Source organism: Pontibacter flavimaris, assembly GCF_001907195.1.
Classification (GTDB): Bacteria; Bacteroidota; Bacteroidia; order Cytophagales; family Hymenobacteraceae; genus Pontibacter; species Pontibacter flavimaris.
In genome coordinates this window covers 185167-211850 of record NZ_LVWA01000010.1, presented here as the reverse complement: position 1 = coordinate 211850, position 26684 = coordinate 185167, and the positions used below count along the sequence as shown (strand labels likewise).

The 26684-nt window shown below is 49.4% G+C and carries 37 protein-coding genes; 5 read left to right on the top strand and 32 right to left on the bottom strand.

Annotated features, from left to right (window positions below):
- Positions 1 to 57: 57 nt before the first annotated feature.
- Positions 58 to 837 carry a diaminopimelate epimerase gene (dapF, locus tag A3841_RS16375; RefSeq protein ID WP_073853864.1) on the bottom strand — a complete coding sequence of 260 codons (780 nt, stop codon included), beginning with the start codon at positions 835 to 837 and terminating at the stop codon, positions 58 to 60.
- A 105-nt stretch (positions 838 to 942) separates the two neighbouring features.
- On the opposite strand from dapF, the gene A3841_RS16370 reads away from it, so the two are divergent.
- The 3 genes from A3841_RS16370 (at position 943) to A3841_RS16360 (ending at position 3420) form a co-directional block, all read left to right on the top strand.
- The gene (locus tag A3841_RS16370) at positions 943 to 1836 is read left to right on the top strand and encodes a class I SAM-dependent methyltransferase (protein WP_073854235.1); all 894 of its coding nucleotides are present in this window, start codon (positions 943 to 945) and stop codon (positions 1834 to 1836) included.
- 134 nt (positions 1837 to 1970) lie between these two features.
- A complete protein-coding gene (locus A3841_RS16365) occupies positions 1971 to 2375 on the top strand; it encodes a hypothetical protein (RefSeq protein ID WP_073853862.1) in 405 nt (134 codons plus the stop codon).
- A gap of 109 nt (positions 2376 to 2484) precedes the next feature.
- On the top strand, positions 2485 to 3420 hold the full coding sequence (locus A3841_RS16360) for a Ppx/GppA phosphatase family protein (RefSeq protein WP_073853860.1): 936 nt from the start codon (positions 2485 to 2487) through the stop codon (positions 3418 to 3420).
- 999 nt (positions 3421 to 4419) lie between these two features.
- Here the strand turns inward: A3841_RS16360 and A3841_RS16355 are convergent.
- A complete protein-coding gene (locus tag A3841_RS16355) occupies positions 4420 to 6801 on the bottom strand; it encodes a tetratricopeptide repeat protein (protein WP_073853858.1) in 2382 nt (793 codons plus the stop codon).
- 207 nt (positions 6802 to 7008) lie between these two features.
- Between A3841_RS16355 and A3841_RS16350 the strand changes: the two genes are divergently transcribed.
- Both A3841_RS16350 and A3841_RS16345 read left to right on the top strand, forming a co-directional pair.
- Positions 7009 to 8076: an Ldh family oxidoreductase gene (locus A3841_RS16350; RefSeq protein ID WP_073854233.1), complete on the top strand. Its 1068-nt coding sequence runs from the start codon at positions 7009 to 7011 to the stop codon at positions 8074 to 8076.
- Positions 8077 to 8085: 9 nt separating this feature from the next.
- Positions 8086 to 8436, top strand: a complete 351-nt coding sequence (locus A3841_RS16345; protein ID WP_073853856.1) for a hypothetical protein — start codon at positions 8086 to 8088, stop codon at positions 8434 to 8436.
- A gap of 230 nt (positions 8437 to 8666) precedes the next feature.
- On the opposite strand, the gene hscA is transcribed toward A3841_RS16345, so the two are convergent.
- From hscA to rplB, 30 genes are all read right to left on the bottom strand, one after another.
- The gene (gene hscA, locus A3841_RS16340) at positions 8667 to 10532 is read right to left on the bottom strand and encodes a Fe-S protein assembly chaperone HscA (RefSeq protein ID WP_073853854.1); all 1866 of its coding nucleotides are present in this window, start codon (positions 10530 to 10532) and stop codon (positions 8667 to 8669) included.
- Positions 10533 to 11002: 470 nt separating this feature from the next.
- On the bottom strand, positions 11003 to 11299 hold the full coding sequence (locus tag A3841_RS16335; RefSeq protein WP_073853852.1) for an FtsB family cell division protein: 297 nt from the start codon (positions 11297 to 11299) through the stop codon (positions 11003 to 11005).
- An 88-nt stretch (positions 11300 to 11387) separates the two neighbouring features.
- Positions 11388 to 12665, bottom strand: coding sequence for a phosphopyruvate hydratase (gene eno / locus A3841_RS16330; RefSeq protein WP_073853850.1), 1278 nt, complete (start codon positions 12663 to 12665; stop codon positions 11388 to 11390).
- 21 nt (positions 12666 to 12686) lie between these two features.
- Positions 12687 to 13802, bottom strand: coding sequence for a glutamine-hydrolyzing carbamoyl-phosphate synthase small subunit (carA, locus tag A3841_RS16325; protein WP_073853848.1), 1116 nt, complete (start codon positions 13800 to 13802; stop codon positions 12687 to 12689).
- A gap of 75 nt (positions 13803 to 13877) precedes the next feature.
- Positions 13878 to 14411, bottom strand: a complete 534-nt coding sequence (gene rplQ / locus A3841_RS16320; RefSeq protein ID WP_073853846.1) for a 50S ribosomal protein L17 — start codon at positions 14409 to 14411, stop codon at positions 13878 to 13880.
- Between the two features lie 73 nt (positions 14412 to 14484).
- Positions 14485 to 15474, bottom strand: a complete 990-nt coding sequence (locus tag A3841_RS16315; RefSeq protein WP_073853844.1) for a DNA-directed RNA polymerase subunit alpha — start codon at positions 15472 to 15474, stop codon at positions 14485 to 14487.
- A gap of 37 nt (positions 15475 to 15511) precedes the next feature.
- Complete coding sequence (gene rpsD, locus A3841_RS16310; protein WP_073853842.1) at positions 15512 to 16117, bottom strand: 30S ribosomal protein S4; 606 nt, start codon at positions 16115 to 16117, stop codon at positions 15512 to 15514.
- Between the two features lie 21 nt (positions 16118 to 16138).
- On the bottom strand, positions 16139 to 16531 hold the full coding sequence (rpsK, locus tag A3841_RS16305) for a 30S ribosomal protein S11 (protein ID WP_073853840.1): 393 nt from the start codon (positions 16529 to 16531) through the stop codon (positions 16139 to 16141).
- A gap of 10 nt (positions 16532 to 16541) precedes the next feature.
- Positions 16542 to 16919: a 30S ribosomal protein S13 gene (gene rpsM, locus A3841_RS16300; RefSeq protein ID WP_073853838.1), complete on the bottom strand. Its 378-nt coding sequence runs from the start codon at positions 16917 to 16919 to the stop codon at positions 16542 to 16544.
- A 10-nt stretch (positions 16920 to 16929) separates the two neighbouring features.
- Positions 16930 to 17046: a 50S ribosomal protein L36 gene (rpmJ, locus tag A3841_RS16295; RefSeq protein WP_045688470.1), complete on the bottom strand. Its 117-nt coding sequence runs from the start codon at positions 17044 to 17046 to the stop codon at positions 16930 to 16932.
- A gap of 5 nt (positions 17047 to 17051) precedes the next feature.
- Positions 17052 to 17270, bottom strand: a complete 219-nt coding sequence (gene infA, locus A3841_RS16290; protein WP_025609076.1) for a translation initiation factor IF-1 — start codon at positions 17268 to 17270, stop codon at positions 17052 to 17054.
- Positions 17271 to 18044, bottom strand: a complete 774-nt coding sequence (map, locus tag A3841_RS16285) for a type I methionyl aminopeptidase (RefSeq protein ID WP_073853835.1) — start codon at positions 18042 to 18044, stop codon at positions 17271 to 17273. It lies immediately after the preceding gene.
- Positions 18045 to 18047: 3 nt separating this feature from the next.
- Complete coding sequence (secY, locus tag A3841_RS16280; RefSeq protein ID WP_073853833.1) at positions 18048 to 19364, bottom strand: preprotein translocase subunit SecY; 1317 nt, start codon at positions 19362 to 19364, stop codon at positions 18048 to 18050.
- A 12-nt stretch (positions 19365 to 19376) separates the two neighbouring features.
- A complete protein-coding gene (gene rplO / locus A3841_RS16275) occupies positions 19377 to 19823 on the bottom strand; it encodes a 50S ribosomal protein L15 (RefSeq protein WP_073853831.1) in 447 nt (148 codons plus the stop codon).
- A gap of 2 nt (positions 19824 to 19825) precedes the next feature.
- Positions 19826 to 20005, bottom strand: a complete 180-nt coding sequence (gene rpmD, locus A3841_RS16270; RefSeq protein WP_073853829.1) for a 50S ribosomal protein L30 — start codon at positions 20003 to 20005, stop codon at positions 19826 to 19828.
- Between the two features lie 5 nt (positions 20006 to 20010).
- Positions 20011 to 20529: a 30S ribosomal protein S5 gene (gene rpsE / locus A3841_RS16265; protein ID WP_073853827.1), complete on the bottom strand. Its 519-nt coding sequence runs from the start codon at positions 20527 to 20529 to the stop codon at positions 20011 to 20013.
- Positions 20530 to 20534: 5 nt separating this feature from the next.
- A complete protein-coding gene (gene rplR, locus A3841_RS16260; RefSeq protein WP_073853825.1) occupies positions 20535 to 20882 on the bottom strand; it encodes a 50S ribosomal protein L18 in 348 nt (115 codons plus the stop codon).
- Positions 20883 to 20890: 8 nt separating this feature from the next.
- The gene (rplF, locus tag A3841_RS16255) at positions 20891 to 21445 is read right to left on the bottom strand and encodes a 50S ribosomal protein L6 (RefSeq protein ID WP_073853823.1); all 555 of its coding nucleotides are present in this window, start codon (positions 21443 to 21445) and stop codon (positions 20891 to 20893) included.
- Between the two features lie 14 nt (positions 21446 to 21459).
- Positions 21460 to 21858 carry a 30S ribosomal protein S8 gene (gene rpsH / locus A3841_RS16250; RefSeq protein ID WP_073853821.1) on the bottom strand — a complete coding sequence of 133 codons (399 nt, stop codon included), beginning with the start codon at positions 21856 to 21858 and terminating at the stop codon, positions 21460 to 21462.
- A 90-nt stretch (positions 21859 to 21948) separates the two neighbouring features.
- A complete protein-coding gene (gene rpsN, locus A3841_RS16245; protein WP_073853819.1) occupies positions 21949 to 22218 on the bottom strand; it encodes a 30S ribosomal protein S14 in 270 nt (89 codons plus the stop codon).
- Positions 22219 to 22220: 2 nt separating this feature from the next.
- Positions 22221 to 22775 (bottom strand): 50S ribosomal protein L5, encoded by a 555-nt coding sequence (gene rplE / locus A3841_RS16240; RefSeq protein ID WP_073853816.1) that lies wholly within the window; start codon positions 22773 to 22775, stop codon positions 22221 to 22223.
- A gap of 1 nt (position 22776) precedes the next feature.
- Positions 22777 to 23100, bottom strand: a complete 324-nt coding sequence (gene rplX / locus A3841_RS16235; RefSeq protein WP_073853814.1) for a 50S ribosomal protein L24 — start codon at positions 23098 to 23100, stop codon at positions 22777 to 22779.
- 18 nt (positions 23101 to 23118) lie between these two features.
- Positions 23119 to 23487, bottom strand: a complete 369-nt coding sequence (rplN, locus tag A3841_RS16230) for a 50S ribosomal protein L14 (RefSeq protein ID WP_073853812.1) — start codon at positions 23485 to 23487, stop codon at positions 23119 to 23121.
- Position 23488: 1 nt separating this feature from the next.
- Entirely contained in the window at positions 23489 to 23743 is a 255-nt protein-coding gene (rpsQ, locus tag A3841_RS16225) for a 30S ribosomal protein S17 (RefSeq protein ID WP_317042498.1), read from the bottom strand.
- 14 nt (positions 23744 to 23757) lie between these two features.
- Positions 23758 to 23958: a 50S ribosomal protein L29 gene (gene rpmC / locus A3841_RS16220; protein WP_073853808.1), complete on the bottom strand. Its 201-nt coding sequence runs from the start codon at positions 23956 to 23958 to the stop codon at positions 23758 to 23760.
- A 1-nt stretch (position 23959) separates the two neighbouring features.
- Positions 23960 to 24382, bottom strand: coding sequence for a 50S ribosomal protein L16 (rplP, locus tag A3841_RS16215; protein ID WP_073853806.1), 423 nt, complete (start codon positions 24380 to 24382; stop codon positions 23960 to 23962).
- Positions 24383 to 24411: 29 nt separating this feature from the next.
- On the bottom strand, positions 24412 to 25167 hold the full coding sequence (gene rpsC / locus A3841_RS16210; protein ID WP_073853804.1) for a 30S ribosomal protein S3: 756 nt from the start codon (positions 25165 to 25167) through the stop codon (positions 24412 to 24414).
- 5 nt (positions 25168 to 25172) lie between these two features.
- Positions 25173 to 25568: a 50S ribosomal protein L22 gene (rplV, locus tag A3841_RS16205; protein WP_073853802.1), complete on the bottom strand. Its 396-nt coding sequence runs from the start codon at positions 25566 to 25568 to the stop codon at positions 25173 to 25175.
- A 2-nt stretch (positions 25569 to 25570) separates the two neighbouring features.
- Positions 25571 to 25849 carry a 30S ribosomal protein S19 gene (rpsS, locus tag A3841_RS16200; protein ID WP_025609055.1) on the bottom strand — a complete coding sequence of 93 codons (279 nt, stop codon included), beginning with the start codon at positions 25847 to 25849 and terminating at the stop codon, positions 25571 to 25573.
- The gene (gene rplB, locus A3841_RS16195) at positions 25850 to 26677 is read right to left on the bottom strand and encodes a 50S ribosomal protein L2 (RefSeq protein ID WP_073853800.1); all 828 of its coding nucleotides are present in this window, start codon (positions 26675 to 26677) and stop codon (positions 25850 to 25852) included.
- Positions 26678 to 26684 lie beyond the last annotated feature (7 nt).

Genomic DNA, 26684 nt, shown 5'->3' with positions numbered 1-26684 from the left:
AGACTTCCAGTTTATACTTTCCGGAAGTCTTTTACTTTAAAACGACTTATACTTCTCTCAAACCGTAATGCTGCCGGTAAACACCAACTTGGCCGGGCCGATGAGGTAGATATACTTAAAGCTGCCGTCGCTGCTTCTCTCGAAGGCCACCTCCAACTCGCCTCCCGGCACTTTTACCTTCACCGGGCTCTGCATGTCTTTCAGTCCGCCTGCCACCAGCGCGGCAGCAGTCACGCCTGTTCCGCACGACAAAGTTTCATCTTCCACGCCCCGCTCGTAGGTGCGCACATAGATCTCATCGTCGCCCAGGCGCTGCACGAAATTGGCGTTGGTGCCCACTTCCCTGAAACGCTCGTTGTAGCGGATGGCGCGCCCTTCTTCATACACATCCAGGTGCTCCACATCCTCCACAAATCGCACGTAATGCGGCGAGCCGGTGTTCAGGTAGCTATCCTCACCTATCCTCTCCACCGTTTTCACGTCGTTCATCTTCAGCTGGATGAGGCCCCGCTCCACACTGGCCTGGTGCTCGCCGTCGGCCGCCAGGAAGCAGGCCACGTCCTCGATCACGCCCAGTTGCTTGGCGAAGCGAACGGTGCAGCGCGCGCCGTTTCCGCACATGGAACCCACGCGGCCGTCGGCGTTGTAGTACACCATCTCGAAGTCGTAGTCCGGGTGGTCCTGCAGAAGTATGAGCCCGTCGGCGCCAATGCCCATGCGGCGGTCGCAGAGGTGTTTCACCAGCGCCTCGTCCTGTGCAGGAAAAGTAAGCTTCCGGTTGTCGATCATTACGAAATCGTTGCCGGTACCCTGGTATTTATAAAAGCTGATTACCATATAGCTGTAACAAATAAAGCGGTGGCTGCGTGCCTTTTTAAGGTTAGGCAGATAATGCGTAATTTTACCGCATACCGGGCCAAGCCTGAAATAAACGACAAAGATATGTATTCCTTTCTTACAACAGAAAACTGGGCTGACTATGAGTTGGTTGATTCCGGGAATTTTGAAAAACTGGAGCGTTTCGGCCAGTATTACGTGGCCCGCCCCGAGCCGCAGGCCATCTGGGACAAGCACCTGCCCGAGCAGGAGTGGCAGCGCCTGGCCAATGCCGTTTTTACCCGCGACAAAGGCAGCCAGGAGAAAGGCCAGTGGAAACTGAAGAAAGGAATGCCCGAACAGTGGTTTATCAATTATACTTACAATGGCCTGAAGCTGCGTTTCCGCCTCGGCCTGTCGTCTTTTAAGCACGTGGGTTTGTTTCCGGAGCAGGACGCTAACTGGAAGTTTATTTACGACACCACTAAAAAGCTGAAAACGCCGCAGCCTAAGGTGCTGAACATGTTTGCCTACACCGGTGCTGCCACGCTTGCCGCCAAAGCCGCCGGCGCCGACGTAACACACCTCGACTCTATCAAGCAGGTAAACTTCTGGGCCCGCGACAACATGGAGGCCAGCAACCTGGACAACGTGCGCTGGATTGTGGAAGACGCCATGAAATATGCCCGCCGCGAAGTGAAACGAGGCAACAAGTATAACGGCATCATCCTGGACCCGCCAAGTTACGGCCGCGGCCCGAACGGCGAAAAATGGCAACTGGAAGACGAGTTAAATGAAATGATAAAGCTTTGCCGCGAAATGCTGGACGGCACCGATTATTTCCTGCTGATAAACCTGTACTCGATGGGCTTCTCGGCCATGGTGCTCGACAACCTGATGCGCGGCACCTTTGGGGAGATGGTGCAGAACGAAGAACTCGGCGAGCTATACTTGCTGGATGGCGGTAAACGTAAATTGCCGCTGGGGACGTTTTTTCGGTTTAGTTCGGTGGGGAGGTAGGACTAATTTATTTCCTAGTAAGCTACTTTTTCAATGAAGCGCTTTAAATAGGGTAACGCCTTATACGCAAAAGAAAGTAAATGATAATTCAGTTCCAAAATCACATATTTCAAACCAGAACCTAAGTATAATTCATGAATCTTTTTACGACACTTTTCAGGCTACCTGTTATTTTATCTTTAATACTTCTTATGAGTTGTGATGAGGATAAAAACTTCGAGGAACTTGCACCTTACCGTACTTACACAGCTTTGCTAAATCAACAAGATAAAGATGCCCCAGTTGCCACTGTGCTTGAGAATACTTTGAACATAACAATAGAGTGGACAAGAACTAGTACAGGGAAATACTTAGGCGCGCTAAGTCAGCCGGTTGATACCAATAAAAGTACTCTCTGGGTGTCAACGCCTCCAACTCATGCAGTCATGAGAATACGGTTTAATAGCCCGACGGAAATTTACTTGGAAGCTGGTCAAGGAGTTAATTTTCATACTGACACTTTCACTAATGTTTCCTTAGAGCTGAAAGTATATAAATAAGGTGGTAGTTCTTAGTCTATATATTTCTGCTACAACCATAGGTGGCATTCCACATTACGCCTTTCGTTAGAAAGCGCGCTGTATTCAACCTCTATTACAAATTTACACCATGACCAACCGCCTCGCACTCATCGACATGGGCACCAACACCTTTCACCTGCTGGTAACGGAGGTGGATGACCAGGGCCAGCTAACGGAGCTTTACAAGACCAAAGTGCCTGTGCGGCTGGGGCAGGGCGGCATCAGCAACGGAGCCATTGCGGCCGAGGCCTCTGAGCGTGCCCTGAAAACCCTGCGCGAGTTTCGGAGAATCATAGATGAGTTCGGCGCGAAAACGGTGCGGGCCATGGCCACCAGCATGGTGCGCAACGCCAGCAACGGCGACGATTTTATAAAGGACATCTTCAAGCAAACCGATATACAGGTAGAGGTGATAGACGGTGCCCGCGAGGCCGAACTGATCTACTACGGCGTGCGCTTCGCCGGCGTGCTGGACGAGCAGACGGCTATGATCATGGACATCGGCGGCGGCAGCGTGGAGTTTATACTTTGCAACCAGAACAATATCTTCTGGAAGCAGAGTTTTGAACTGGGAGCCCAGCGCCTCATGGACAAGTTCTTCACCGCTGACCCAATACCATCTGAAAGTATAGCCGCCGAAAAAGCATACTTAGAAGAGCGCCTGCAACCGCTCACCGAGGCCGTGGCCAAGTATAAACCAAGCATCCTGGTCGGCTCATCCGGCACTTTCGATACCCTCTGTGATATTGATGCCCTTCGCAAAGGCGACACCTCTCGCCTGCAAAGTATACCACCGGCCGCTATCCTGCCTTTAACCGATTACTACGCCATCCATGAAGAACTGCTCCGCAAAAACCACGACGAGCGCCTGGCCATACCCGGTATGCTGGAAATGCGCGTGGACATGATCGTGCTGGCAAGTATACTGGTGGATTTTGTGCTGCAGAAGTATAATCTCCAGGAGATCAGAACGTCATCTTACGCGCTGAAAGAAGGCGTGCTCTATGAGATGCTGCAGAAGTAATTCTTTCTTTAATCTGCATCAGGATTTGCAGGTCGTGTCCTGCAGACCTCGCAGCGTGCACAGCTCCTGCGAGCGTCTGGCTGCATTGGGACCAACCAGCCCTACCAAAGTATAACCCCTCCCCAACCCTCCCCTAAGAACAGAGGAGGGGGCTATACTAGCTGCTTTCCCTGTCATCTCGAGTACTCTTGAGGCGGGAGCCGGAGAGAGCCAGCGTAGCTGTGAGAGATCTATCGGGAATCCTGAAGAGATCTCACCTGCTGTTCCGGACTTCCTAGTCCGGAACTACTGCTGCTGCGGACGTCTTTGTCTGCGTTTCTGCAACACCAGGTTCAACCACCCCTACCCCTCAGAGCTGCGCTCGCTACCTTCGAACTCTCGTTCTCGGTAGTCTAAGGAGGGGAATCTTACTTACTACTTTTCCTGTCATCCCGACGAAAGGAGGGATCTAAACAGAGTTCTAAAGAGATCTCTCCCTTAGCTCTAAATGACAAGATAGCCGTGGCTATCGAACTGATACCCAGTCCTTGGGTTGAGCGCCTTGTGAGATCCGGTGCCGCGCATGCGGCAGCGCCCTGGCGCAGGAGGGAACACAGCGCGATGCCAAAGGACGAGCCCTCTCGGGCTGGAGAGCACCAATGTCAGAAATGAAACTGTAGGTTTGTGGGAACTACAGGATCAGCGGCAGCTAGCAAGCATAGCTTGTATCAACTAGCAGGAAGCAGTAGCTAAGGAAGTATAGCTCAAGTATAAAGTATGCCTCACGCGGATTGCAAATCCGCGGCTATTATACTTCCGGATTGCAAATCCGAAAGAGCGGAAGGGTTCAAGTGGAAGGAAGCGGCGGCTAAGGAAGTATAGCCAAAGTATAAAAAGGCACAAGCGGACGCCCCGAAATGCTCCGGGACTTTCAGCTTGCGCCAGAAAAAGATGAAGTATAGCCCGCTTAAAATTGCAAAAAAACAGCCCCGGAAGTATAAACTCCCGGGGCTACTAAACCTACCCTTGCTTCGCCAGCCGCTTCCGCTCTTTCTCGTAAGACTTCTTCAGCTGCTTCAGATCGCGGTTGTTCTGGCTATACTTTACGGACTGTACTTTAGCATCCTGCAGCTGCCCTTGCTGCACATCTTTCAGCGCGAGTTGCTGGCCCAGTTGCTGCTGCACTTTCTTCGTTTTGCCCTTGCGGTAGCCCTTCTCCAGCAACAGCGATAGCAACTGAATGGACGCCTGCTCCTCTCCTTGGTTTGCATAAAACCCTACCACGGCCGCAGTAAATGGCTGGTTCGGATGCTCTTTGGCAAAGTTGAAGAGCGAAATGTGATCCAGTCCATACTTGTTTACCTGCTGCGCTACGTAATACACTCGCGCTTCCTCATACTTAAGTATCGCTTCGCTGTACTTGTTCCTACCGATCAGTTGCCCGGCCTCCTCCAGTTTACGCTGGTAATTGGCGGCTGCGGCAATAGCGGCTCTACCATCCTTAGCGGTAAAGGAGGCAATGCCACATTCTGACATTCCGTCTGCCGCATTAATAGCAGCCTCATAGGCCTGGTCGGCGGTGATAAACTTCTTCTCTCGTACCAACGCCTGCGCGTTCTGGAAATGCTTGTCATAAGTAGCTTGTGTATTGATGCACTCCTGGGTAAAGATGCGCTCGCGCAGCAGTTTATACTTGCCGGCCACCTCCACATCCTGCGCCAGCGCAAAGCGCTCCTGCATAGCCGTGGCCTCGCTAGCGGTCTGGCGAGCATTGCTCAGCCTGTTCTGCATCGCCTGCTCATAGCCCTCTCCCAGCATAGCCAGCAGCACCGGCTTGGCCGCCCGCTGCGACAGCTGCCGCAGCTCCTGCACCGGCCTGAAAGTATAAGCTTGTTCCAGCGTCAACGCCTCCTCGAACTGCCCCAGCGCCGCGCGGTGGTTCTGCTGCGCCAGGTAGCGCTTGCCATCGTCTATAAAGCCAAGGTAGTACTGGAACTTCACCTGAGTCAGCAAATCGCCGGCCTCGGTGGCGTTGTGCAGCACGTACTCATACTCCCGCTGGAAGACCAGTGCCTCCTGCGCCACCCGCTCCGCCTCCTGCAGGTCATTTCGTGCCAGCAGGCGCCGGCCGTTATCCACCATACTTCTGTATAGGCCGCTTGCTGCCCGGGCCTCTCCGTCATTTAGTGCCTGCATGCTGCAGCGCAGTCCGCCAATGGTGCTGCACAGGTTGCGTGCTTCGGCGTAGGCCTCCAGCGCATAGCTGTACTCGCCACGGGTGGTAAAGCGGTTTCCTTCGGTGATGTGGGCGGCGTAAATATCATGCGCCAGGGCCAGGGCCATTTGCTCGGTCTGCGGGTCCACGCGCATGCGGGTCAGCACGTCGCGGGTGCGGTTGGTGGCTTCCCGGATGTAGCCGTTGTGCAGGTCGATGCGGGCCAGCTGCACGTGCGCCGGGGCAAAGTTCGGGTTCGCCTCCACCGACTTGGCAAAGTATGTCTGCGCCACCGAGCCGTTGCCATTCTGCAGCAAACTTACGCCCCGGTTGTAGAAATGCTCGTGGATGGTAGCCAACGTATAGTTCACGGCCTTGCGGCGCTCCCCCAACACCTGCCCGAGCTGCTCCATTTTATACTTCAGGCGCTGCGGGTCCTGCTGCTTCAGGTTTAGCTTTTCGGTGTAATTCTCCTTTTTCAGGAGCTCATGCTGCTTCTCCAGCTCGTGCAGCTTGCGCTCGTGCAGGGGCAGGCGGTCAATGTCATCCGGAAGGACAAGCGCCACCTCTTTCAGCGCCTGCAGCACCCGGGCATCGGCGGCAAAGTATGCGCGCACCAGGCTGAGCTGTTCCCGCAATTGCTGCACATCGGCAGAAGTATACTCCACCTGCTCCTCCACCACCCGCAGCTTGTAATTTTGGTTGGCGGCGGTATCCGGTAGCTGCTCCTGCAGCAGTGCCACGCCATTTGGTTTCAGCGTTATGGTACGGTCGTATACTTGCACCACCTCATTCTTGGCGTTCAGCAGCTGTACTTTAATTTTATACTTTTCCGGAAGCAGGGCCTCGCCCAGGTCAAATCCTTTGTAGTCGGTGCTGCCGCTTACCTGCACCTTACCCGCCTGCACCTTTAGCTGCAGCTTTTCCCCGGCATCGGTAACCTGCGCCTGCTGCTCGAAGCGTAGGGTAAACTCGGGCGTGCGCGGCGGCCTGCCGCTGCGGGTGGTTACCTGGTTTTCCTTCAGTATGTTGATGATGCTGTTGAGCTGGGCCTGACTATCCCCGGAGCTGGTGCCATACTTTAGCAGGTAGGCTTCGGCTGTCTTCTCCTCGAACAGCAGCTTGTTTTGCGCCTCGGCGGCAAGGGAAGCAAGGGCAACGGCGAATAATAGTAGCGCTTTTTTCATAGTACAAGGGGCTAACTTTCTGAGGCTAAGGCAAAGCCTGTTCCAGTATTATAAAATCAGCCTGAAAAGTATAGAAAAAAAGTAATATAGCTGGTGAAGTAGCGATAAATTATAGTTTTAGCCCTTTTTAAGGATGCGAACAAAGTATAAGCTAAGGCTTTGGCGTGATATTTTCTTAATTTGCCGGCCTTAACAGAAGACGTTTACATGTACCCATACCGACAATTACTCGATTTTACGCAGGAGGTGTTTCTGCACATGGGCTGCCCGGCAGACGATGCCCGTCTGGCTGCCGAAGTACTGCTCTCCGCCGACCTGCGGGGCGTGGACTCGCATGGCGTGGCCCGCCTGAGCGGCTATGTGAGGCTCTGGGAAGCCGGCCGCATCAATGCGAAGCCTAACATTCGTATCGTGCACGAAACCCCCAGCACCGCCACCGTGGATGGCGACGCGGGCCTTGGCCTGGTGGTTGCCCCACGCGCTATGGAGATCGCTAAACAGAAGGCCGAGCAGGCGGGTACCGGCTGGGTGTCGGTAAAAAACTCGAACCACTTCGGCATTGCCGGCTACCATGCCATGATGGCCCTGGAGAGCGACATGATCGGCATCGCTATGACCAATGCCTCGCCACTGGTGGCCCCCACCTTTTCTACAGACCGCATGCTGGGCACTAACCCCATTGCCGTGGCCGTGCCCGCCGACAGGCAGCCCCCATTTGTAGCCGACCTGGCCACCGCCGCCGCTGCCAACGGCAAGCTGGAGATACTGCAGCGAAAGGAGAAGAGGGCCCCGCTCGGCTGGATCCAGACGAAAGACGGACAGGACTCCACAAACCCGGATGAGCTGAAGGACGGCGGCGCTTTGCTCCCGCTCGGCTCCGACCGCGACCATGGCAGCCACAAGGGCTATGCCCTGGCCTCTGTGGTGGATATTCTGTCGGCTGTGCTCTCCGGTGCAAACTACGGCCCGTGGGTGCCGCCGTTCGTGGCGTTCCTGCCGGTGGCCGACAACCTGCCCGGCGAAGGGATCGGCCATTTCCTGGGGGCCCTGCGCGTAGACGCTTTCCGCCCGGCCGATGAGTTTAAGCAGCACATGGACAACTGGATTGAGACCTTCCGGAGCGCAAACGTGGTGCCGGGCCAGGGGGCGGTACTTATTCCGGGAGACCCGGAGCGGGTGACGGAAGAGATACGCATGATTCAGGGAATCCCGCTGCTCACGCCCGTGGAGCGCGACCTGGAGACCTTGGCACAGCGGTTCGGCATTCAGCTATAGCAAAAAAGTATGGCAGCGGGAGGAGGCACGGCAACGGCACGATTTTTCAGAAGTATAGGGCTTATCTCAGGCAAGCGCAGCATCCTGATGCTGGTCGTATCGTGGACGCTGAACCTGTTCTGGCTGGGGCTGAACTACTTCTGGCGCATCGCCTCCTTGGAGGTGCTGCTGGCCATACCCGCTCTGCTGCTGCTCTACGCCCTGCTGGCCCTTATCGGCTACGTGTACTGGGGCGTGCGGGAAGTGCAGGAGCAGGATGCGCCGTACGCCAGCGTGATGGTTGGAGTGATCGTGGCGGCCACCCTGCTATACTTTAACTTTAGCCTGCTGCAGTTCGTGCTCCAGGCCATAGGACAATAACCAGGGCCATTGCCCGGCTTAGGAGGAGGTAATCTGATTTCCTCCTCTTCCGTAGTATCTCCGCAAAAAAAGGGGATATCCGAAACGGAAGCGTACCATCCTGCTTCATCAAAAGTATAAAGACAGAGCAAGTATAAATACAAAGGCGCCGGCTAAAGTATAGCCAGCGCCTTTGTATTTTCTTCGTTATGCAGCCCCGGAATTATACTTGCAGAGGCTGATCCATACTTTTACTCGATCTTTTTACCGGCCATGGCCTGCTTAATGGAGATCTGCATCACACGCTCGGCAAACGGGCTGGTCTGCTCCTCTAGCCTGTCGATGGCTGCGTAGATAGCGTCCTTATCGCCTCCGGCGGCTAACACGTCCTTCAGCTTCTGCAGGTTCTCCCGCGTCAGGCTGATCTCCTCCTCCGTCAGGTGCTGGCCGTTCTTCTCCACAAAGCGCTCCACCTGGTAGAGCATCTGCTCGGCCGTGGTGCGCGCCTCCACCTGCATCCGCGTGGCCACGTCGTCCTTGGCGTGGGTGATGGAATCCATCAGCATCTGCTCCACCTGCTCGTCAGTCAGGCCATACTGCGGCTTCACCTCCACTTCCTGGCGCACGCCGGAGCGCAGTTCAATGGCCTCTACCTTTAGGATGCCGTCGGCGTTAAGTATAAAGTTCACGTCCACCTTCGGGAAGCCGGCCGGCATGGCGGGTATACCTCTCAGGTCGAACTCGGCCAGTTTGCGGTTTTCCTGCACCACGTCGCGCTCGCCCTGGTAAACCGATATCTTCATGTTCACCTGTCCGTCTACCGAGGTGGTATACTGGCGCCCGGCTTTGGTCGGGATCTTGGAGTTTCGGGGGATGATCGGGTCCATCAGGCCACCCATCGTTTCGATGCCCAGCGTAAGCGGCGTTACGTCCAGCAGCAGGATGTCTTTACGGTTTCCCGCCAGGATGTCTGCCTGAATGGCGGCGCCCAGGGCCACTACCTCATCCGGGTTCAGCTGGTTGTTGGCTGGTTTCCCAAAGAACTCTGACACTGCCTCGTACACCATCGGCACCCGCGTGGAGCCTCCCACCATGATCACCGCATCAATCTGCTCCGGCTGCAGCTTGGCATCGGCCATGGCCTGCCTGCAGCTCTCGATGGTGCGGGCAACGGTCGGCGCGATCAGCGTCTCGAAGGTATGGCGCTCCAGGTGGCAATCAATGTTTCCGTTGATGGTGCCCGTGTATACTTCCTGTGCACTCAGTGTTCGCTTCGCCTCCTCCGCCTTCAGGCGCAGCGCCTGCGAGAGGTGCTTGTCCTCGTTCACGGTATCCGCGATCAGCTGGTTTTCCTGAATCCAGTGGTTGATGATGGCGCGGTCAAAGTCATCGCCGCCCAGGTAGGTATCACCGTGCGTGGAGAGCACCTCGAATATGCCCTGGTGGATGCTGAGGATGGAGATATCAAACGTACCGCCGCCCAGGTCATACACCGCCACCGTTTTCTCCTCGCTTTGGTCGATGCCAATGCCATAGGCCAGCGCCGCCGCCGTGGGCTCGTTTACGATGCGCAGCACCTCCAGCCCGGCCAGCTTTCCGGCATCGCGCGTAGCCTGCCGCTGCGAGTCGTTGAAGTAGGCCGGCACTGTGATCACGGCGCGGTTCACCGGGGTTTTCAGGGAGTGCTCGGCCCGCTCGCGCAGCTCTTTGAGTATCTCCGCCGACAGATCGATTGGGGAGTGAAACTTGTCCTGCACCCGTATCTTCACCAGGCCCTCCGAGTTATCGTCAATGATCTTGTAGCCAAAATAATCCTTATGCTCGCCCAGGTCCTTGTACGACTTGCCCAGCAGGCGCTTTACGGAATAGAAAGTATTCGCCGGGTCAGTGGTTAGGTATTCCTTGGCCTCGGTGCCCACAATTGTGTCGCCCTGCTGCGTAAAGTGCACCACCGACGGCACAATGGCTCCGCGGCCCTGGTCGTTGATCGCGATCGGCTTTTTATCTTCCGGGTGGATGTAGGCCACCAGGCTGTTGGTCGTTCCCAAATCTATACCCACTATCACCTCTTCCTGCTGAAGAGCTCCTGTAGAAAGGTTTATTGCAACTTTTGCCATAGTATCTGTAATTACGTGAGCCCGCCGCCGTTCGGCCGCAGCGCTGTACTACAAAGTTACAAATTATTTGGGGAGGGATTTGTTTTGGGCCGGGAGGATAATCGGTATATACCCGTCATATAAAATCCATACCTGGAACCTCCGGCGGCAATGCGTTTCGGGGCGAAATGCGGTATGGCCTGTACTAAAGTATAAACCTGCGGACTGCGCCCTTTCCTGTAGCGAAACGCGTGTCACACCCAAGAAAGATTTCGCACTTACGGTAGCCTTTATACTTTATACTTTAAAGAAGGGCAGGCTAAAGTATAAGTTTTATACCTGGAGCACCGGGCAACGGTGCGCATCAGCAAGGTCTACTATGAAACCAAGAGCCCCGAAGCGGATGCTTGTGCCACTGTGTTGGACGGGTTATACCTTATACTTTGCAGCAGCGCTGCCCACTCTTCACTTTTAACTATAAACTATACCTCCTACTCTGCCTTCGGCACAATAATGAACACGTCCTCGTTCGGGCGCTTCATCAGGTACTTCTCACGGGCGAACTTCTCCAGCAGCGCCGGGTTGCCCATCAGTTCCTTGCGGTCTTTCTCCACCTCCGCCATCTTCTCCAGGTAATGCTCCTTGTCGCGCTCCAGCTCGCTTAGCTGGCGGCGCATCTGGTACTGCGTCACAAAATCGTTGGAGTCGAAGAACAGCATCCATACGATAAACAGAAAGGAGACGATAAAATAGAAGTTCCTGAATATTTTGGGGATGCGCTGTATCATAATTTTGGCCTAAGGTGTGTCTACAAAAATAAGGCTGTGAGTCTTATAACCCACAGCCTTACCAAATATATTTTCCAGAAATGGTATTTTAGAACTTCCTGCCCGGGAAGTATGCCACCTCGCCCAGTTCCTCCTCTATGCGGAGCAGCTGGTTATACTTGGCCATACGGTCTGAGCGGGAAGCCGAACCTGTTTTGATCTGGCCCGTGTTCAGCGCTACTGCCAGGTCAGCAATGGTGTTGTCCTCCGTCTCGCCCGAACGGTGGCTCATCACGCTCTTATAGCCGTGGCGCATGCCCAGGTTAATCGCGTTGATGGTTTCGGTCAGCGTTCCGATCTGGTTCACCTTGATCAGGATAGAGTTTGCCACGCCCTCATCAATTCCCCGCTGCAGGCGCTCCACGTTCGTTACGAACAGGTCGTCGCCTACCAACTGGCACTTGCTGCCAACTCTATCAGTCAGTTCTTTCCAGCCTGCCCAATCGTCTTCAGCCATACCATCCTCAATCGAGATGATCGGGTATTTATTCACCCACTCGGCCCAGTAGCTCACCATGTCAGAAGAAGACAGCTTGTCGCCGGTAGACTTCTTAAAGTGGTATTGTCCGGAAGCAGCATCATAGAACTCGGAGCTGGCCGCGTCCATGGCGATCATCATATCGTCGCCAGGCTTGTAACCAGCGGCTTCAATCGCCTGCAGCACTACCTCAATGGCCTCCACGTTAGAAGCGATGTTCGGCGCAAAGCCTCCCTCATCACCCACGTTCGTAGACAGACCTTTTTTCTTCAGCACGTTCTTCAGGTGATGGAACACCTCAGAGCCCATGCGCAGCGCCTCAGAGAAAGAAGGAGCGCCCACCGGCATGATCATGAACTCCTGGAAGTCGATGGCGTTATCCGCGTGGCTACCGCCATTCAGGATGTTCATCATCGGCACGGGCAGCGTGTTGGCATTCACGCCACCCACGTAGCGGTACAGCGGCAGGTTCAGTTCCTGCGCAGCCGCGCGCGCAATAGCCAGCGACACGCCAAGTATAGCGTTGGCACCCAGGTTGCCTTTGTTCGGTGTTCCGTCCAGCTCGATCATGACTTTATCGAGCAGGTTCTGGTCAAACACCGGGAAGCCAATTAACTCCTCAGCGATCTTGTCGTTCACGTTCTTAACGGCCTGCAGTACACCTTTGCCCATGTACTTGCCCTTGTCTCCATCGCGAAGCTCTACCGCCTCGTGTATGCCTGTGGAGGCGCCTGATGGCACGGCGGCGCGGCCCATGATGCCTGTCTCAGTCATTACATCAACCTCCACGGTGGGGTTACCGCGAGAATCGAATATTTGTCTGGCTTTGATGTCAGTAATTAAGCTCATTAGTTCTCTCTTTTACGATAGTTATACTTTGTTTTTACTCTTCTCTAGCAGGGCCACAAACTCATCGAACAAGTAGGTGGAGTCGTGCGGCCCGGGCGATGATTCCGGGTGGTACTGTACCGAGAAGGCCGGCTTGGTTCGCATGCGCATGCCCTCAACGGTATTATCGTTCAGGTTGATGTGCGTGATTTCCACCTCCGGATGGTTCTTCAGCTGCTCCATGTCCACCACAAAGCCGTGGTTCTGGCTAGTGATCTCGCTCCTTCCGGTCAGCAGGTTCTTCACCGGGTGGTTTAGGCCCCTGTGGCCATTGTGCATCTTATAGGTGGCAATGCCGTTTGCCTGCGCCAGCACCTGGTGGCCCATACAAATCCCGAACATCGGCTTCTCCTTCTCCAGGATCTGCTTCACGCTGATCACCGCATCTCTAGTAGCAGCCGGGTCGCCGGGGCCATTCGATATAAAGTAGCCGTCGGGGTTCCACTTCTCCATTTCCTCAAACGGAGTGTTGAACGGGTACACCTTCACCTCGCAGCCGCGCTGCATAAAGTTGTTCAGGCTATTGCGCTTCACGCCCAGGTCGAGCACGGCCACTTTATACTTTACCTCATCCGGGACCATGTGGTAGATCTCCGGTGTGCTAACGTGCGATGAAAGCTCCAGACCTGCCATCGACGGCACTTCTGCCAGCCTCTTACGCAGTTCCTCCACATCAGTTATTTCCGATGACACGATGGCGTTCATGGCGCCCTTGTCCCTGATGTGGCGAACGAGCGAGCGTGTGTCTATCTCGCAAATGCCTACCACACCTGCCTTCTCGAAATACTCCTGCAATGAACCCTCAGCTGTCTTCCTGGAGAAGTGATGCGAAAAGTCTTTACAGACCAACCCGTTGATCTGTACCCTGTCGGACTCCACCTCCTGGTGCTGCACGCCATAGTTGCCCACGTGCGATACCGTGTTCACCACAATCTGTCCGTAGTAGGATGGGTCCGTAAATATTTCCTGGTAGCCGGTCATACCTGTGTTGAAGCAAAGCTCACCGCCAGACGTTCCTATCCGCCCTAAGCTCTTGCCCTTGTACATCGTACCGTCTTCCAATAAAAGAATTGCCTCTGATGAAGTATGTTTTTTCATGTTAAAGGATTATTACAAACATAAAAAAGGGACACGACTTACGCCATGTCCCTTTAAGATATTTACAAACAGCGCTTATTTAGCATCATTTGTCTCTTCGTTAGCTTCGTTAGACTCAGCAGCAGGAGCATCAGTTGCCTCCGGGGCCTTAGCCTCAGCAGCAGCAGTGTCCTCAGCCTTCTTCTTACCGCCACGACGACGTGTTTTCTTGGCGCCAGCAGCAGCTGTACCGGTTGTGGCCAGCATATCCTCGTTGTAGTCTACCAGCTCGATCACACACATCTCTGCGTTGTCACCCAGTCTGTAGCCTGTCTTCAGGATACGGGTATAGCCACCTGGTCTGTTAGCGATTTTAACAGACACATCATCAAAAAGCTCCTTAACAGACTCCTTGTTCTGAAGATAAGCAAATACTGTTCTTCTGGAGTGTGTCGTGTCGTTCTTAGACTTTGTAAGCAGAGGCTCCACGTATTTACGAAGTGCTTTAGCTTTTGCTACTGTAGTAGAAACACGCTTGTGCAGGATAAGGGATGATGCCAGGTTAGACAACATAGCCTTACGGTGCGAAGCGGTTCTTCCTAAGTGATTAATTTTTTTACCGTGTCTCATTATTTTGAATTGTGCACGTGCATACCGTCGATCAACCTAAGCGGGATCGGGAATTATGCCGTAGGATTAAATTTTATTCTTCCTCTAATTTATACTTAGAAAGATCCATACCGAAAGTAAGGCCTTTCTCCTGAACCAGGTTCTCGAGTTCTGTCAAAGACTTCTTGCCGAAGTTTCTGAACTTCATCATGTCCGCAATGTCCAACTGTACCAGGTCACCGAGTGTTTTGATATCGGCGGCCTTCAGGCAGTTGTAGGCACGAACAGAAAGGTCCATATCCTGAAGAGGTGTCTTGAGAACCTTGCGCATGTGCAGCAGTTCTTCGTCAACGGCCTCCTCTTCTTCCGGCTTGGCTGTCTCAAAGGTCATGGTGTTGTCAGAGAACAACATGAAGTGCTGGATAAGGATGTTAGCTGCACCCTTCAAGGCATCTTCCGGATGAATAGAGCCATCTGTCTGTATGTCAAGAACAAGTTTCTCGTAGTCAGTCTTCTGCTCCACACGTGTATTCTCTACACTAAACTTCACGTTCTTGATCGGCGTGTAGATAGCGTCGATAGAAATCTGTCCGAACACCTGCTCAACTGGTTTATTCTCTTCAGCAGGCACGTATCCACGGCCTTTCTGAATTGTTATCTCCAGTTCAAAGTTTACGCTGGAGTCGAGGTGGCAAATAACCAACTCGGGGTTCAGCACCTCAAAGCTTGAAGTAAACTTGTTGATATCACCAGCTCTGAACGTATCCTGACCACTGAATGAAACAGTGATTCTTTCGTCTACCACTTCGCTTATCTTCTTAAAGCGAACCATCTTCAGGTTGAGAATAATATCAGATACATCCTCAACCACCCCTTCAACAGACGAGAACTCATGCAGTACACCACCTAAGCGAATGCTGGTAATGGCATATCCCTCCAAAGAAGAAAGAAGGATTCTTCGCAAAGCATTACCGATGGTTACCCCGTAACCTTTTTCAAGCGGCTTGAATTCAAATAAACCATGAAAGTCGTCGGCTTTTTCCATTACAACTTTCTCTGGCATTTGAAATGCTAATATTGACATACTTGCAGTGTTAAAGGTTATAAATTGATTATGCGGCTTACTTAGAGTAAAGCTCAACGATCAGCTGCTCCTGAATTTTCTCAGGAATCTGGTCTCTCTCAGGAGTAGACACAAACTTACCAGCCATTTCGCTAGCATCCCACTCTAACCAGTTAAACTGACGCGCGTTACGCACAGTCAAACTAGTAGTGATAGCCTCAAGAGATTTAGACTTCTCACGTACAGCCACAACATCACCTATTTTAAGAGAATAAGAAGGGATGTTTACAATTTCACCATTAACCAAAATGTGCTTGTGTAGTACAAGCTGGCGTGCTGCTCTTCTAGTTGGGGCGATGCCTAAACGGTAAACAGTATTGTCCAGTCTGGCCTCCAACAGGGCAAGAAGGTTCTCACCTGCAATGCCTCCTTTTCTTTGCGCCTTCTCGAACAAGTTAGCGAACTGCTTCTCCAGAACACCGTATATATATTTTGCTTTCTGCTTTTCAGTAAGCTGAATAGCATACTCAGACAGTTTCTTGCGGCGGCCACGACCGTGCTGCCCTGGAGGATAGCTTTTCTTCTTTAGCGCCTTGCTAGGGCCAAATATTTCCTCGTTGAAACGTCTGGAGATTTTACTCTTGGGACCTGTATATCTTGCCATTTCTGATTCTCTATTTTGAAATTAAACTCTTCTGCGTTTTGGTGGACGGCAACCGTTGTGCGGCAGTGGAGTAACGTCTTTGATGATCGTTACTTCGATGCCAGTGTTTTGCACGGTACGGATAGCAGACTCTCTGCCTGCGCCTGGTCCCTTAACAAAAACTTCTGCCTTACGCATGCCAAGGTCATAAGCAACCTTTGCGCAGTCAGCAGCGGCCATTTGTGCAGCATAAGGAGTGTTCTTTTTAGAACCCTTAAAGCCCATCTTACCAGCAGAAGCCCAAGAGATAACTTGTCCTGCATTATTGGTTACTGATATAATAATGTTGTTGAAAGAGGCTTTGATATGTACTTGGCCAGTAGGTTCAACAATTACTACTCGCTTTTTAGCTTTATCTTTTCTTTTCTGAGCCATGATCTAGTGATTATTTAGATGCCTTCTTCTTGCCAGCAACTGTCTTGCGCTTACCTTTTCTCGTACGAGAGTTGTTCTTTGTTCTCTGACCACGTACAGGCAAGCCTTTACGGTGTCTCAACCCACGGTAGCAACCTATGTCAAGAAGACGCTTAATGTGCAGCTGTACTTCGGATCTCAATACACCCTCCGTTTTGATGTCAGCAGCAATTACATTTCTAATTTCACCGGCTTCGTCCTCAGTCCAGTCTTTTACCTTTTTGTCAAGATCCACCCCGGCTTTAGTCAAAATCTGCTTAGAAAGGCTGCGTCCGATCCCAAAAATATAGGTCAGCGCGATCTCTCCTCTCTTGTTATCCGGAATATCTACTCCTGCTATTCTAGCCATAAATAATTAATTAACCTTGTCTTTGTTTATATCTTGGATTCTTCTTGTTGATGACGTAAAGCTTCCCCTTGCGGCGGATAATCTTACAGTCAACACTTCTCTTTTTAACTGATGCTTTAACTTTCATTGGATTTATTTATATCGGTAAACAATTCTGCCTTTAGTTAGATCATAAGGAGACATCTCCAATTTAACCCTGTCACCCGGAAGTATCTTAATGTAATTCATGCGCATCTTACCAGAAATATGAGCTACTACCTGATGACCATTTTCAAGCTCCACCCGAAACATGGCATTAGACAGAGCTTCTACAATAGTTCCGTCTTGCTCTATGGACGACTGTTTTGCCATTTATGATTTTTTAGCTTGTTCTATATATTCAAAAGTTGTTAATATCTCTGGTTTATCCTTACGAACCACAATTGTATGCTCAAAATGCGCAGAAGGTTTATTGTCCTTCGTGCGAATCGTCCATCCATCTTCCTCCTGCACAATATGTCTTGTTCCTAAGTTTACCATTGGCTCAACGGCGATTACCAAGCCTTTTTGCAATTTAGCGCCCTGCCCACGTTTTCCATAGTTAGGCACCTCTGGTGACTCATGCAGGTTCCTGCCAATTCCGTGGCCCACCAACTCACGAACCACGGTGAAACCATTAGCTTCCACGTACTCCTGAATCGTATGGCTCACATCACCCATCCTGTTTCCGGTAACAGCCTTCTCCAACCCCAGGTACAGAGAGTTCTTCGTGACCTCAAGCAGCTTTTGCACTTCCGGAGAAACCTCTCCTACAGCATGCGTATAGGCACTGTCGCTGTGAAAACCATTTTTATAAACTCCCCCATCAACAGATATAATATCTCCATCGTTCAAAATGTAATTACCAGGAAAACCATGGACAACTACAGAGTTTACAGAGATACACAAACTATAAGGGAATCCGTTATAATTCTTAAAGGAGGGCTTTCCGCCACTATCAAGTATAAACTCTTCAGCTAGTTTGTCTAGTTGAAGAGTGCTTACACCAGGTTTTATAACACGAGCAATTTCGCCATGTGCTTTGCTTAGGATCAAAGCACTCTGGCGAATCAGCTCAATATCTTCTTCAGTTTTGTAAATAATCATTGATTAGGATACCATGGCAATATTCTCAGTTCTGCCGCGCAGCTTCCCTGATTTCATCATACCATCGTAGTGGCGCATCAGAAGGTAGCTTTCAACTTGCTTCAGGGTATCCAGTACAACACCAACCATGATCAGCAAAGAAGTGCCACCGAAAAACTGCGAAAACTCTCTTGTAACACCAAACAACATAGCTATTGCTGGGAATATCGCAACAAGTGCAAGATAAATGGCACCGGGCAGAGTTATCTTAGTCAAGATAGCATCTATATACTCTGAAGTGGAACGGCCAGGCTTAACACCAGGTATAAAGCCACCACTGCGCTTCAAATCATCCGCTATCTGGTTTGGGTTAACACTTATAGCTGTGTAGAAGTACGTGAACACCAGGATAAGCAAACCGAATACCACATTGTACTGCCAGGATGTAAAGTCAGAGAATGTAGCACCAATGTAGTTAGCTGTCTCACTAGATTCTGCCCAGATAGATGCTATCATAGACGGCAGGAACATCAACGACTGCGCAAAAATAATTGGCATTACACCGGCTGCGTTCACCTTGAGCGGGATAAACTGACGCTGACCACTATAGAGTGAGCTTGCACCAACCTGCTTGGCATACTGAACTGGTATTCTTCTTACTGCCTGGGTCAACATCACTACTGACATTACCACCAGGAACAGGATCACTAATTCAAAGATAAAGAGAAGCGCGCCATCCAGTTGCTTAGAGGTAGCCTCAAAAAGTATGGCTCCCGGGAAGCGGCTGATAATACCAATCATAATCAGCATGGATATACCGTTGCCTATCCCTTTGTCTGTGATTTTCTCCCCTAGCCACATACAGAACACGGTACCAGAGGTGAGCACGATCATGGAAGTAATCGTAAACAATGCCTGATTGATGACGATGGCCTCGGCATTAATAGTAGACACAAAGCCAACTGCCTGAGCAAGGGTAATAACAATTGTCAGAACGCGAGTGATCTGGTTGATTTTCTTTCTTCCAGATTCACCCTCTTTCTGCATTTTTTGGAAATAAGGTACAGCTATGGTAAGCAGTTGTAGTACGATAGAAGCTGAGATATACGGCATGATACCCAATGCAAAGATGGAGGCATTGCTAAATGCTCCACCTAAAAAGGTATCCAACAATCCGAAAATACCGGAGGTGTTAGCTTGTAATTGACTAGGATCAACGCCGGGTAAAACAACAAAAGAACCAAGTCTGAAAATAGCTATAAAGAAAAGGGTATTAAGGATTCTCACCCTTAAATCCTCTATAGCAAAAATGTTCTTTAACGTTGTTATAAACTTCTTCATACCTCCTACTGATTAAAGAGCAACTGTTTTACCGCCTGCTTTTTCTATTGATGAGGCAGCAGTTCCAGAGAAAGCATGAGCATGAATCTCAATGGCTTTGCTGATCTCTCCTCTACCCAATACCTTAACTTTGTCTTTCTTCTGAACAAGACCATGCGCTTTGAAAAAATCAAAGTTCATAACAGTCTCATTTGTAGACTCCGCAAGAGCCTGAATAACATCTAAGTTAATGGCTTTAAACTCAACACGGGTGATGTTTTTAAAGCCGAACTTAGGCACACGTCTTTGAAGTGGCATCTGACCACCTTCAAAGCCAGCCTTCTGTGAGTAACCAGAGCGGGATTTAGCACCTTTGTGTCCACGTGTAGAAGTTCCACCTCTACCTGAACCAGCACCTCTACCAATTCTCTTTCTGTTTTTAACAGAACCTTCTGCAGGTTTTAAAGAATGTAAGTACATGATTATTGTTCTTTTACTTCTACCAAATTGTGGACTTTCTTTACCATACCAGCAATCTGCGGAGTGTACTCAACAGACACTGATTTGCTTATCTTACCAAGACCAAGCGCTTTGATAGTCAGCTTCTGAGTCTTTGGTCGGTCGATAATGCTCTTTACTTGAGTGATAGTTACTTTAGCCATTTCAATTATCCGTTGAATACTTTCTGTAAATTAACACCGCGTTGCTGCGCTACCGCCAAAGGATCACGCATTTTAGCAAGAGCATCAAAAGTAGCTTTAACCACGTTATGTGGGTTAGAAGACCCTTTTGACTTGCAAAGTACGTCTTTTATACCAGCACTCTCCAGCACAGCACGCATCGCGCCACCGGCGATTACACCTGTACCTGGGGCAGCCGGTTTAACCAGAACAAAACCACCAGAGTATTTGCCTTCCATCGCGTGAGGCACTGTGTTATGATAAATAGGAACCTTTACCAGGTTCTTCTTCGCATCGTCAATGCCCTTGGCAATAGCGTCTGTTACTTCATTGGCTTTACCAAGTCCATACCCTACAACACCATTTCCATCACCAACTACCACGATAGCGGCAAAGCTAAATCTTCTACCACCCTTCACAACCTTGGCTACACGGTTAATGGCTACTACGCGCTCTTTGAGCTCAATTTCGCTTGCCTTTACGCTACGTATATTATTCTTCAACATATTATTTAGAATTTAAGGCCAGCCTGACGAGCGCCTTCTGCCAATGATTTTACTTTACCGTGATAAAGATAGCCGTTACGATCGAATACTACTTCTGAGATTCCCTTTGCCAACGCTTGCTCAGCGATAGTCGTTCCAACCTTTCCTGCAGTTTCTATGTTAGCTTTTGCATCATCAAGTTTAACTGAAGAGGCTGCCGCTAGTGTCACACCAGTAGTATCATCAACTAGCTGTGCATAAATAGCTTTGTTGCTACGGAACACAGTCAGTCTCGGCCTTTCAGAGGTACCAGAAATTTTATTCCTGATGCCTTTTTTGATTCTTAGTCTTCTGCTTATTTTCTTAGTAGACATGATGATGATTATTTAGACGCTGTCTTACCAGCTTTTCTTCTTACAACTTCTCCTACGAAACGGATACCCTTACCTTTGTATGGCTCAACCTTGCGCAGTGATCTGATTTTAGCAGCAATCTGGCCGATCAATTGCTTGTCGTTGCTTTCCAACGTTACAATTGGGTTTTTACCTTTCTCAGTAAGAGCTGTAATAGTTACTTCGTCTGGCAAACTCAAGAAGATGTTGTGTGAATAACCAAGCGAAAGCTCAAGCACTTTGCCTTGAACCGAAGCCTTGAAACCCACGCCCACCAACTCCAGCTGCTCTTTGTAGCCTTCGCTAACGCCTATTACCATGTTATTGATCAGGGATCTGTAAAGACCGTGCATAGCTTTATGACGCTTCTGCTCAGTAGGACGCTCCACTACAATAGCGTTTTCATCCTGCTTTACAATCATATCCTTATCGATAGTAGTAGTTAGCTCACCTTTAGGGCCCTTTACTGTTACTACATTGTTAGTACCGATGGTAACTTGTGTATTGTTAGGCAGGGTGATTGGCAATTTTCCTATACGTGACATTGTCTATCCTCCTATTAATATACATAACATAACACCTCGCCACCTACATTCAGTGACTTAGCCTCTTTCTCTGTCATAACACCCTTAGATGTAGACAGAATAGCTACTCCAAGTCCGTTCAGCACGCGTGGCATATTCTCTGTACCAGTGTACTTGCGAAGCCCTGGCTTGCTTACCCTCTCCAGTTTCACAATAGCAGGTTGCTTAGTGTTGGGGTTATACTTCAGAGCTATCTTAATCGTGCCTTGTACGCCAGAGTCATCAAATTTATAACTTTGGATATACCCTTTGTCGTACAATACTTTAGTGATCTCTTGTTTAATCTTGCTAGATGGTATCTCAACTATCCTGTGGTTAGCTTTTATAGCGTTACGCACTCTAGTTAAATAATCTGCTATTGGATCTGTGTTCATTATGAATGAATGTAATAATGAATGCTTTATCTAAGCGAGGGGCAAAGATAGTAATATCTTTTTAAGATTCTTAGTATGAATCCTAAAAAATTACCAGCTCGCTTTTGTAACACCAGGAATTTTACCCATAACCGCCAGCTCTCTGAAAACCACACGAGATATACCAAACTTTCTCATATATCCTCTTGGTCTCCCTGACAGCTTGCAACGGTTATGTAGTCTTACAGGAGATGCGTTGCGCGGCAGCTTATCAAGTGCCTCATAATCTCCTTTGGCTTTTAGCTCAGCTCTTTTTGCAGCAAACTTGGCTACAAGCTTTTCTCTTTTAAGCTCTCTGGCTTTTACTGATTCTCTTGCCATGGTTATTTCTTGATATTGGCGAATGGCATACCGAATGCTCTCAGCAGTTCGTAGCTCTCTTCGTCTGTTTTAGCTGTAGTTACAAATGTAATGTCCATACCAGAGATCGCCTTGATTTTATCGATGCTGATCTCGGGGAATATAATCTGCTCTTTAACACCCAGTGTGTAGTTACCTCGGCCGTCAAAGCCTTTGTCGTTTACACCTCTGAAGTCACGTACGCGTGGCAGGGCCACAGTAAGCAGACGATCCAGGAACTCGTACATTTTCTCACCTCTCAGGGTAACACGGGCCCCAATTGGCATTCCCTCACGCAACTTGAAGTTCGAAACCGACTTCTTTGCGATTGTAGGAACAGCCTTTTGGCCAGTGATCGTGGTAAGCTCCTCCACTCCGATATCTACCAACTTCTTGTCGGCAACGGCTGCGCCAATACCTTTGTTGATAGAGATCTTTGTGATGCGGGGCACCTGCATGACGTTCTTATACTGGAACTTCTCTTTCAAGGCAGGCACTACCTCGTTCTGATATTTCTCTTTTAATCTTGCAGTTGCCATCTTAGATTACCTCTCCTGTCTTTTTAGAATAACGCTCTGTTTTACCTTCGCTGTTCTTTCTCCTAGCAGCCTTTGTTGTCTCACCCGATTTTGGGTCAACAAGCATGACATTGCTAGCGTGAATAGGAGCTTCTACCTTGTTGATGCCGCCCTGTGGATTCTGAGCACTAGGTTTCTGGTGCTTGGTTACCATGTTCAGGCCTTCAATAGTTACTCTCTGCTTTTCAGCGTTTACAGCGATTATGCGGCCAGTCTTGCCGCGATCGTCACCGGCTATTACTTTAACTGTATCGCCAGTCTTTACATGAAGTTTTTTCTTATTCATTTTAATCTGAATTTGTAGTTATAGAACTTCAGGAGCTAACGAAACAATTTTCATGAATTGCTTTTCACGAAGTTCACGGGCTACCGGCCCGAAGATACGCGTTCCGCGTGGTTCGTTGTTGGCATTCAAAAGAACGGCTGCATTATCATCAAAGCGAATATATGATCCGTCTTTTCTTCTAATCTCTTTCTTAGTTCTTACTATCACTGCCTTTGAGACAGTTCCTTTTTTAACGTTACCAGAAGAAAGGGCAGATTTAACTGTCACAACAATCCTGTCGCCAACAGATGCATACTTCTTACCAGTACCGCCTAACACACGAATACAAAGAACTTCTTTGGCTCCGCTGTTATCAGCTACACTTAGTCTTGATTCCTGCTGTATCATCTTATTTAGCCCTTTCTATAATTTCCACTAAACGCCATTTCTTGTTCTTGCTGAGCGGACGCGTCTCCTGAATGCGTACCGTATCTCCAATGTTGCAGTCATTGTTCTCGTCGTGAGCCATGAACTTGGTCGATTTGCTAACAAACTTACCGTACATAGGGTGCTTCATCTTGCTTTCCACCATTACAGTAATCGACTTGTCCATCTTATTGCTAACAACCTTGCCGCTTCTTTCTTTTCTTAGGTTTCTCTCCATGATCTTAATCATTATTAAGAGTTAGCTTCATTTTCACGACGACGAACTTCTGTACTCAATCTGGCGACCAGTCTCTTCGTCTCGCGGATTTTTATTGGGTTCTCCAGTGGAGATATAGCATGTGCAAAACGCATGGTCTGCAGGTTAGCTTTCTCAGTGTTAAGCTTCTCTTGCAGGTCTTCCGCAGATAAAGCCGTTATCTCTGAATTTTTCATCTTATTTCTCAACGTAATCTCTACGTACTATAAACTTTGATTTAACAGGCAGTTTCTGAGCAGCAAGTCTCAGTGACTCTTTTGCTACTTCCAGAGGTACACCATCAGATTCGAACATGATTGTACCTGGCTTAACCACTGCTACCCAATATTCAGGAGAACCTTTACCCTTACCCATACGAACCTCTGCAGGCTTCTTCGTGATTGGTTTATCAGGGAAAATACGGATCCAAACTTGACCCTCACGTTTCATTGCTCTTGTCATCGCAATACGGGCTGCCTCAATCTGGCGCGACGTAATCCAAGTTGACTCAAGAGACTTGATAGCGAAAGAACCAAACGCAATAGAGCTGCCTCTGTGAGCCAGACCCTTTACGCGGCCTTTCTGCATTTTTCTATATTTAGTCCTTCTAGGCTGTAACATTTTCTAAAACTTATAATGTTAACACTTGATTATTGACGACGCTTGCGCTTAGGTGCACCTTCACCGCTTTTCTTGTTGCGAGGTCCTCCACCACGTCTGTCGCCAGAGGCTGAACCAGGTCCTTTGCTCTCCATGCCGGCATTAGGAGTAAGATCTCTCTTACCGTATACCTCGCCTTTGAAGATCCAAACTTTGATACCCAGTTTGCCATATACTGTCTGTGCCTCAGATAAAGCGTAGTCAATATCTGCACGTAAAGTATGAAGCGGGGTTCTGCCTTCTTTGTAGTGCTCTGTTCTTGCCATTTCAGCACCACCCAGACGACCGGAAACCTGTACTTTTATACCTTCGGCACCTACACGTAGCGCAGAAGCAATTGCTTGCTTCATAGCACGGCGGAAAGAGATACGAGCCTGCAACTGCTGCGCGATGGACTCACCAACCAGCTTTGCATCAAGCTCAGGACGCTTAATCTCAAAGATATTAATTTGAATATCCTTGTTCGTAAGCTTCTTCAGCTCTTCTTTGATCTTATCTACTTCCTGTCCGCCCTTACCGATCACAACACCCGGTCTAGCCGTGTTGATGGTGATCGTGATGCGCTTAAGCGTTCTTTCAATTATAATTTTAGAAATGCCGCCTTTAGGAATACGAGCTAGTATATATTTTCTGATTTTCTCGTCTTCGATCAGCTTCTCAGCGAAATCTTTGCCGCCATACCAGTTAGAATCCCAACCTTTGATAACACCTAGTCGAAAACCTATCGGATTAACTTTCTGTCCCATAATTCTTACTTGTTGGCTTTTTTAGATTTCTTAGACTGCTGCTGGTCTAGCTGCTCTTCTGTCATGCTGTCGATTACCAGCGTCACGTGGTTTGATCGTTTTCTGATTCGGTAACCACGGCCCTGTGGAGCAGGACGAAGGCGCTTCAGCATTTTACCTTCATCAACAAAGATTGTCTTGATGTAAAGGTTTGCATCCTCGATTCTAGCATCTTCATTCTTTTGCTGCCAGTTTGATAGTGCCGATAGAACAAGCTTCTCAACTTTGGCTGCACCAGCATTGGCTTCAAATTTCAGAATGCCAAGAGCTTTCGATACGCTTTTCCCACGCACCAAGTCGGCTACCATTCTCATCTTACGAGGAGAGGTAGGGACATTTTTAAGTTTTGCTACTGCTTCCATTATTAACGCTTGCCTTTATCTTTCTTAGCAATATGACCTCTAAAGTTTCTGGTTGGAGCAAACTCACCCAGTTTGTGACCGACCATGTTCTCGGTAACATAAACAGGAATGAATTTATTTCCATTATGAACTGCAAAAGTATGACCCACGAAGTCCGGAGAAATCATTGATCTGCGAGACCAAGTCTTGATAACAGACTTCTTGCCAGCCTCGTTCATTACAGTTACTTTCTTCTCGAGCCTAAAGTCAATATAAGGCCCTTTTTTTAATGATCTAGCCATTTACTTTTTCTTTCCTCTATTAACTATAAGCTTCTCAGAATATTTGTTCTTGTTTCTCGTCTTAAGACCTTTTGCATACAGGCCTTTGCGTGAGCGTGGGTGACCGCCTGAAGACTTACCTTCACCACCACCCATTGGGTGATCGACAGGGTTCATGGCAACACCACGTACTCTTGGACGTCTGCCCAACCATCTGTTACGGCCAGCCTTTCCAAGCTTCACATTCATGTGTTCGCCATTGGATACTGTACCTACGGTAGCAGAGCAGTTAACAAGAACCATTCTCAATTCGCCTGAAGGAAGCTTAATTGTTGCGTAGCGTCCTTCACGAGCCACTAGCTGCGCGTAAGAGCCGGCACTTCTTGCAAGTGTAGCACCTGCGCCTGGCTGCAGCTCGATGTTGTGAATGATAGTACCTAGAGGAATGTCTGAAAGTGGTAAGCAATTACCAACCTCCGGAGCGATACCAGGTCCTGAGTTTATTACAGTTCCTACCTGTAGTCCCGCAGGAGCAATGATATAGGTTTTCTCTCCATCAGCGTAGTGAAGCAGCGCAATACGGGCTGTTCTGTTCGGATCGTACTCGATTGTCTTCACTGTAGCTGGTACACCATGCTTGGTGCGCTTGAAGTCAATGACTCTGTACTTTCTCTTATGACCACCGCCCAAATAGCGCATGGTCATTTTACCTGAGTTGTTACGTCCACCAGATTTTGATAGGGGTGCCAACAAAGATTTCTCAGGAGTAGTTGCTGTGATTTCATCAAAAGCAGGGGCTACTCTAAATCTTTGACCTGGTGTTATTGGTCTTAACTTTTTTAAAGCCATTTTAAAT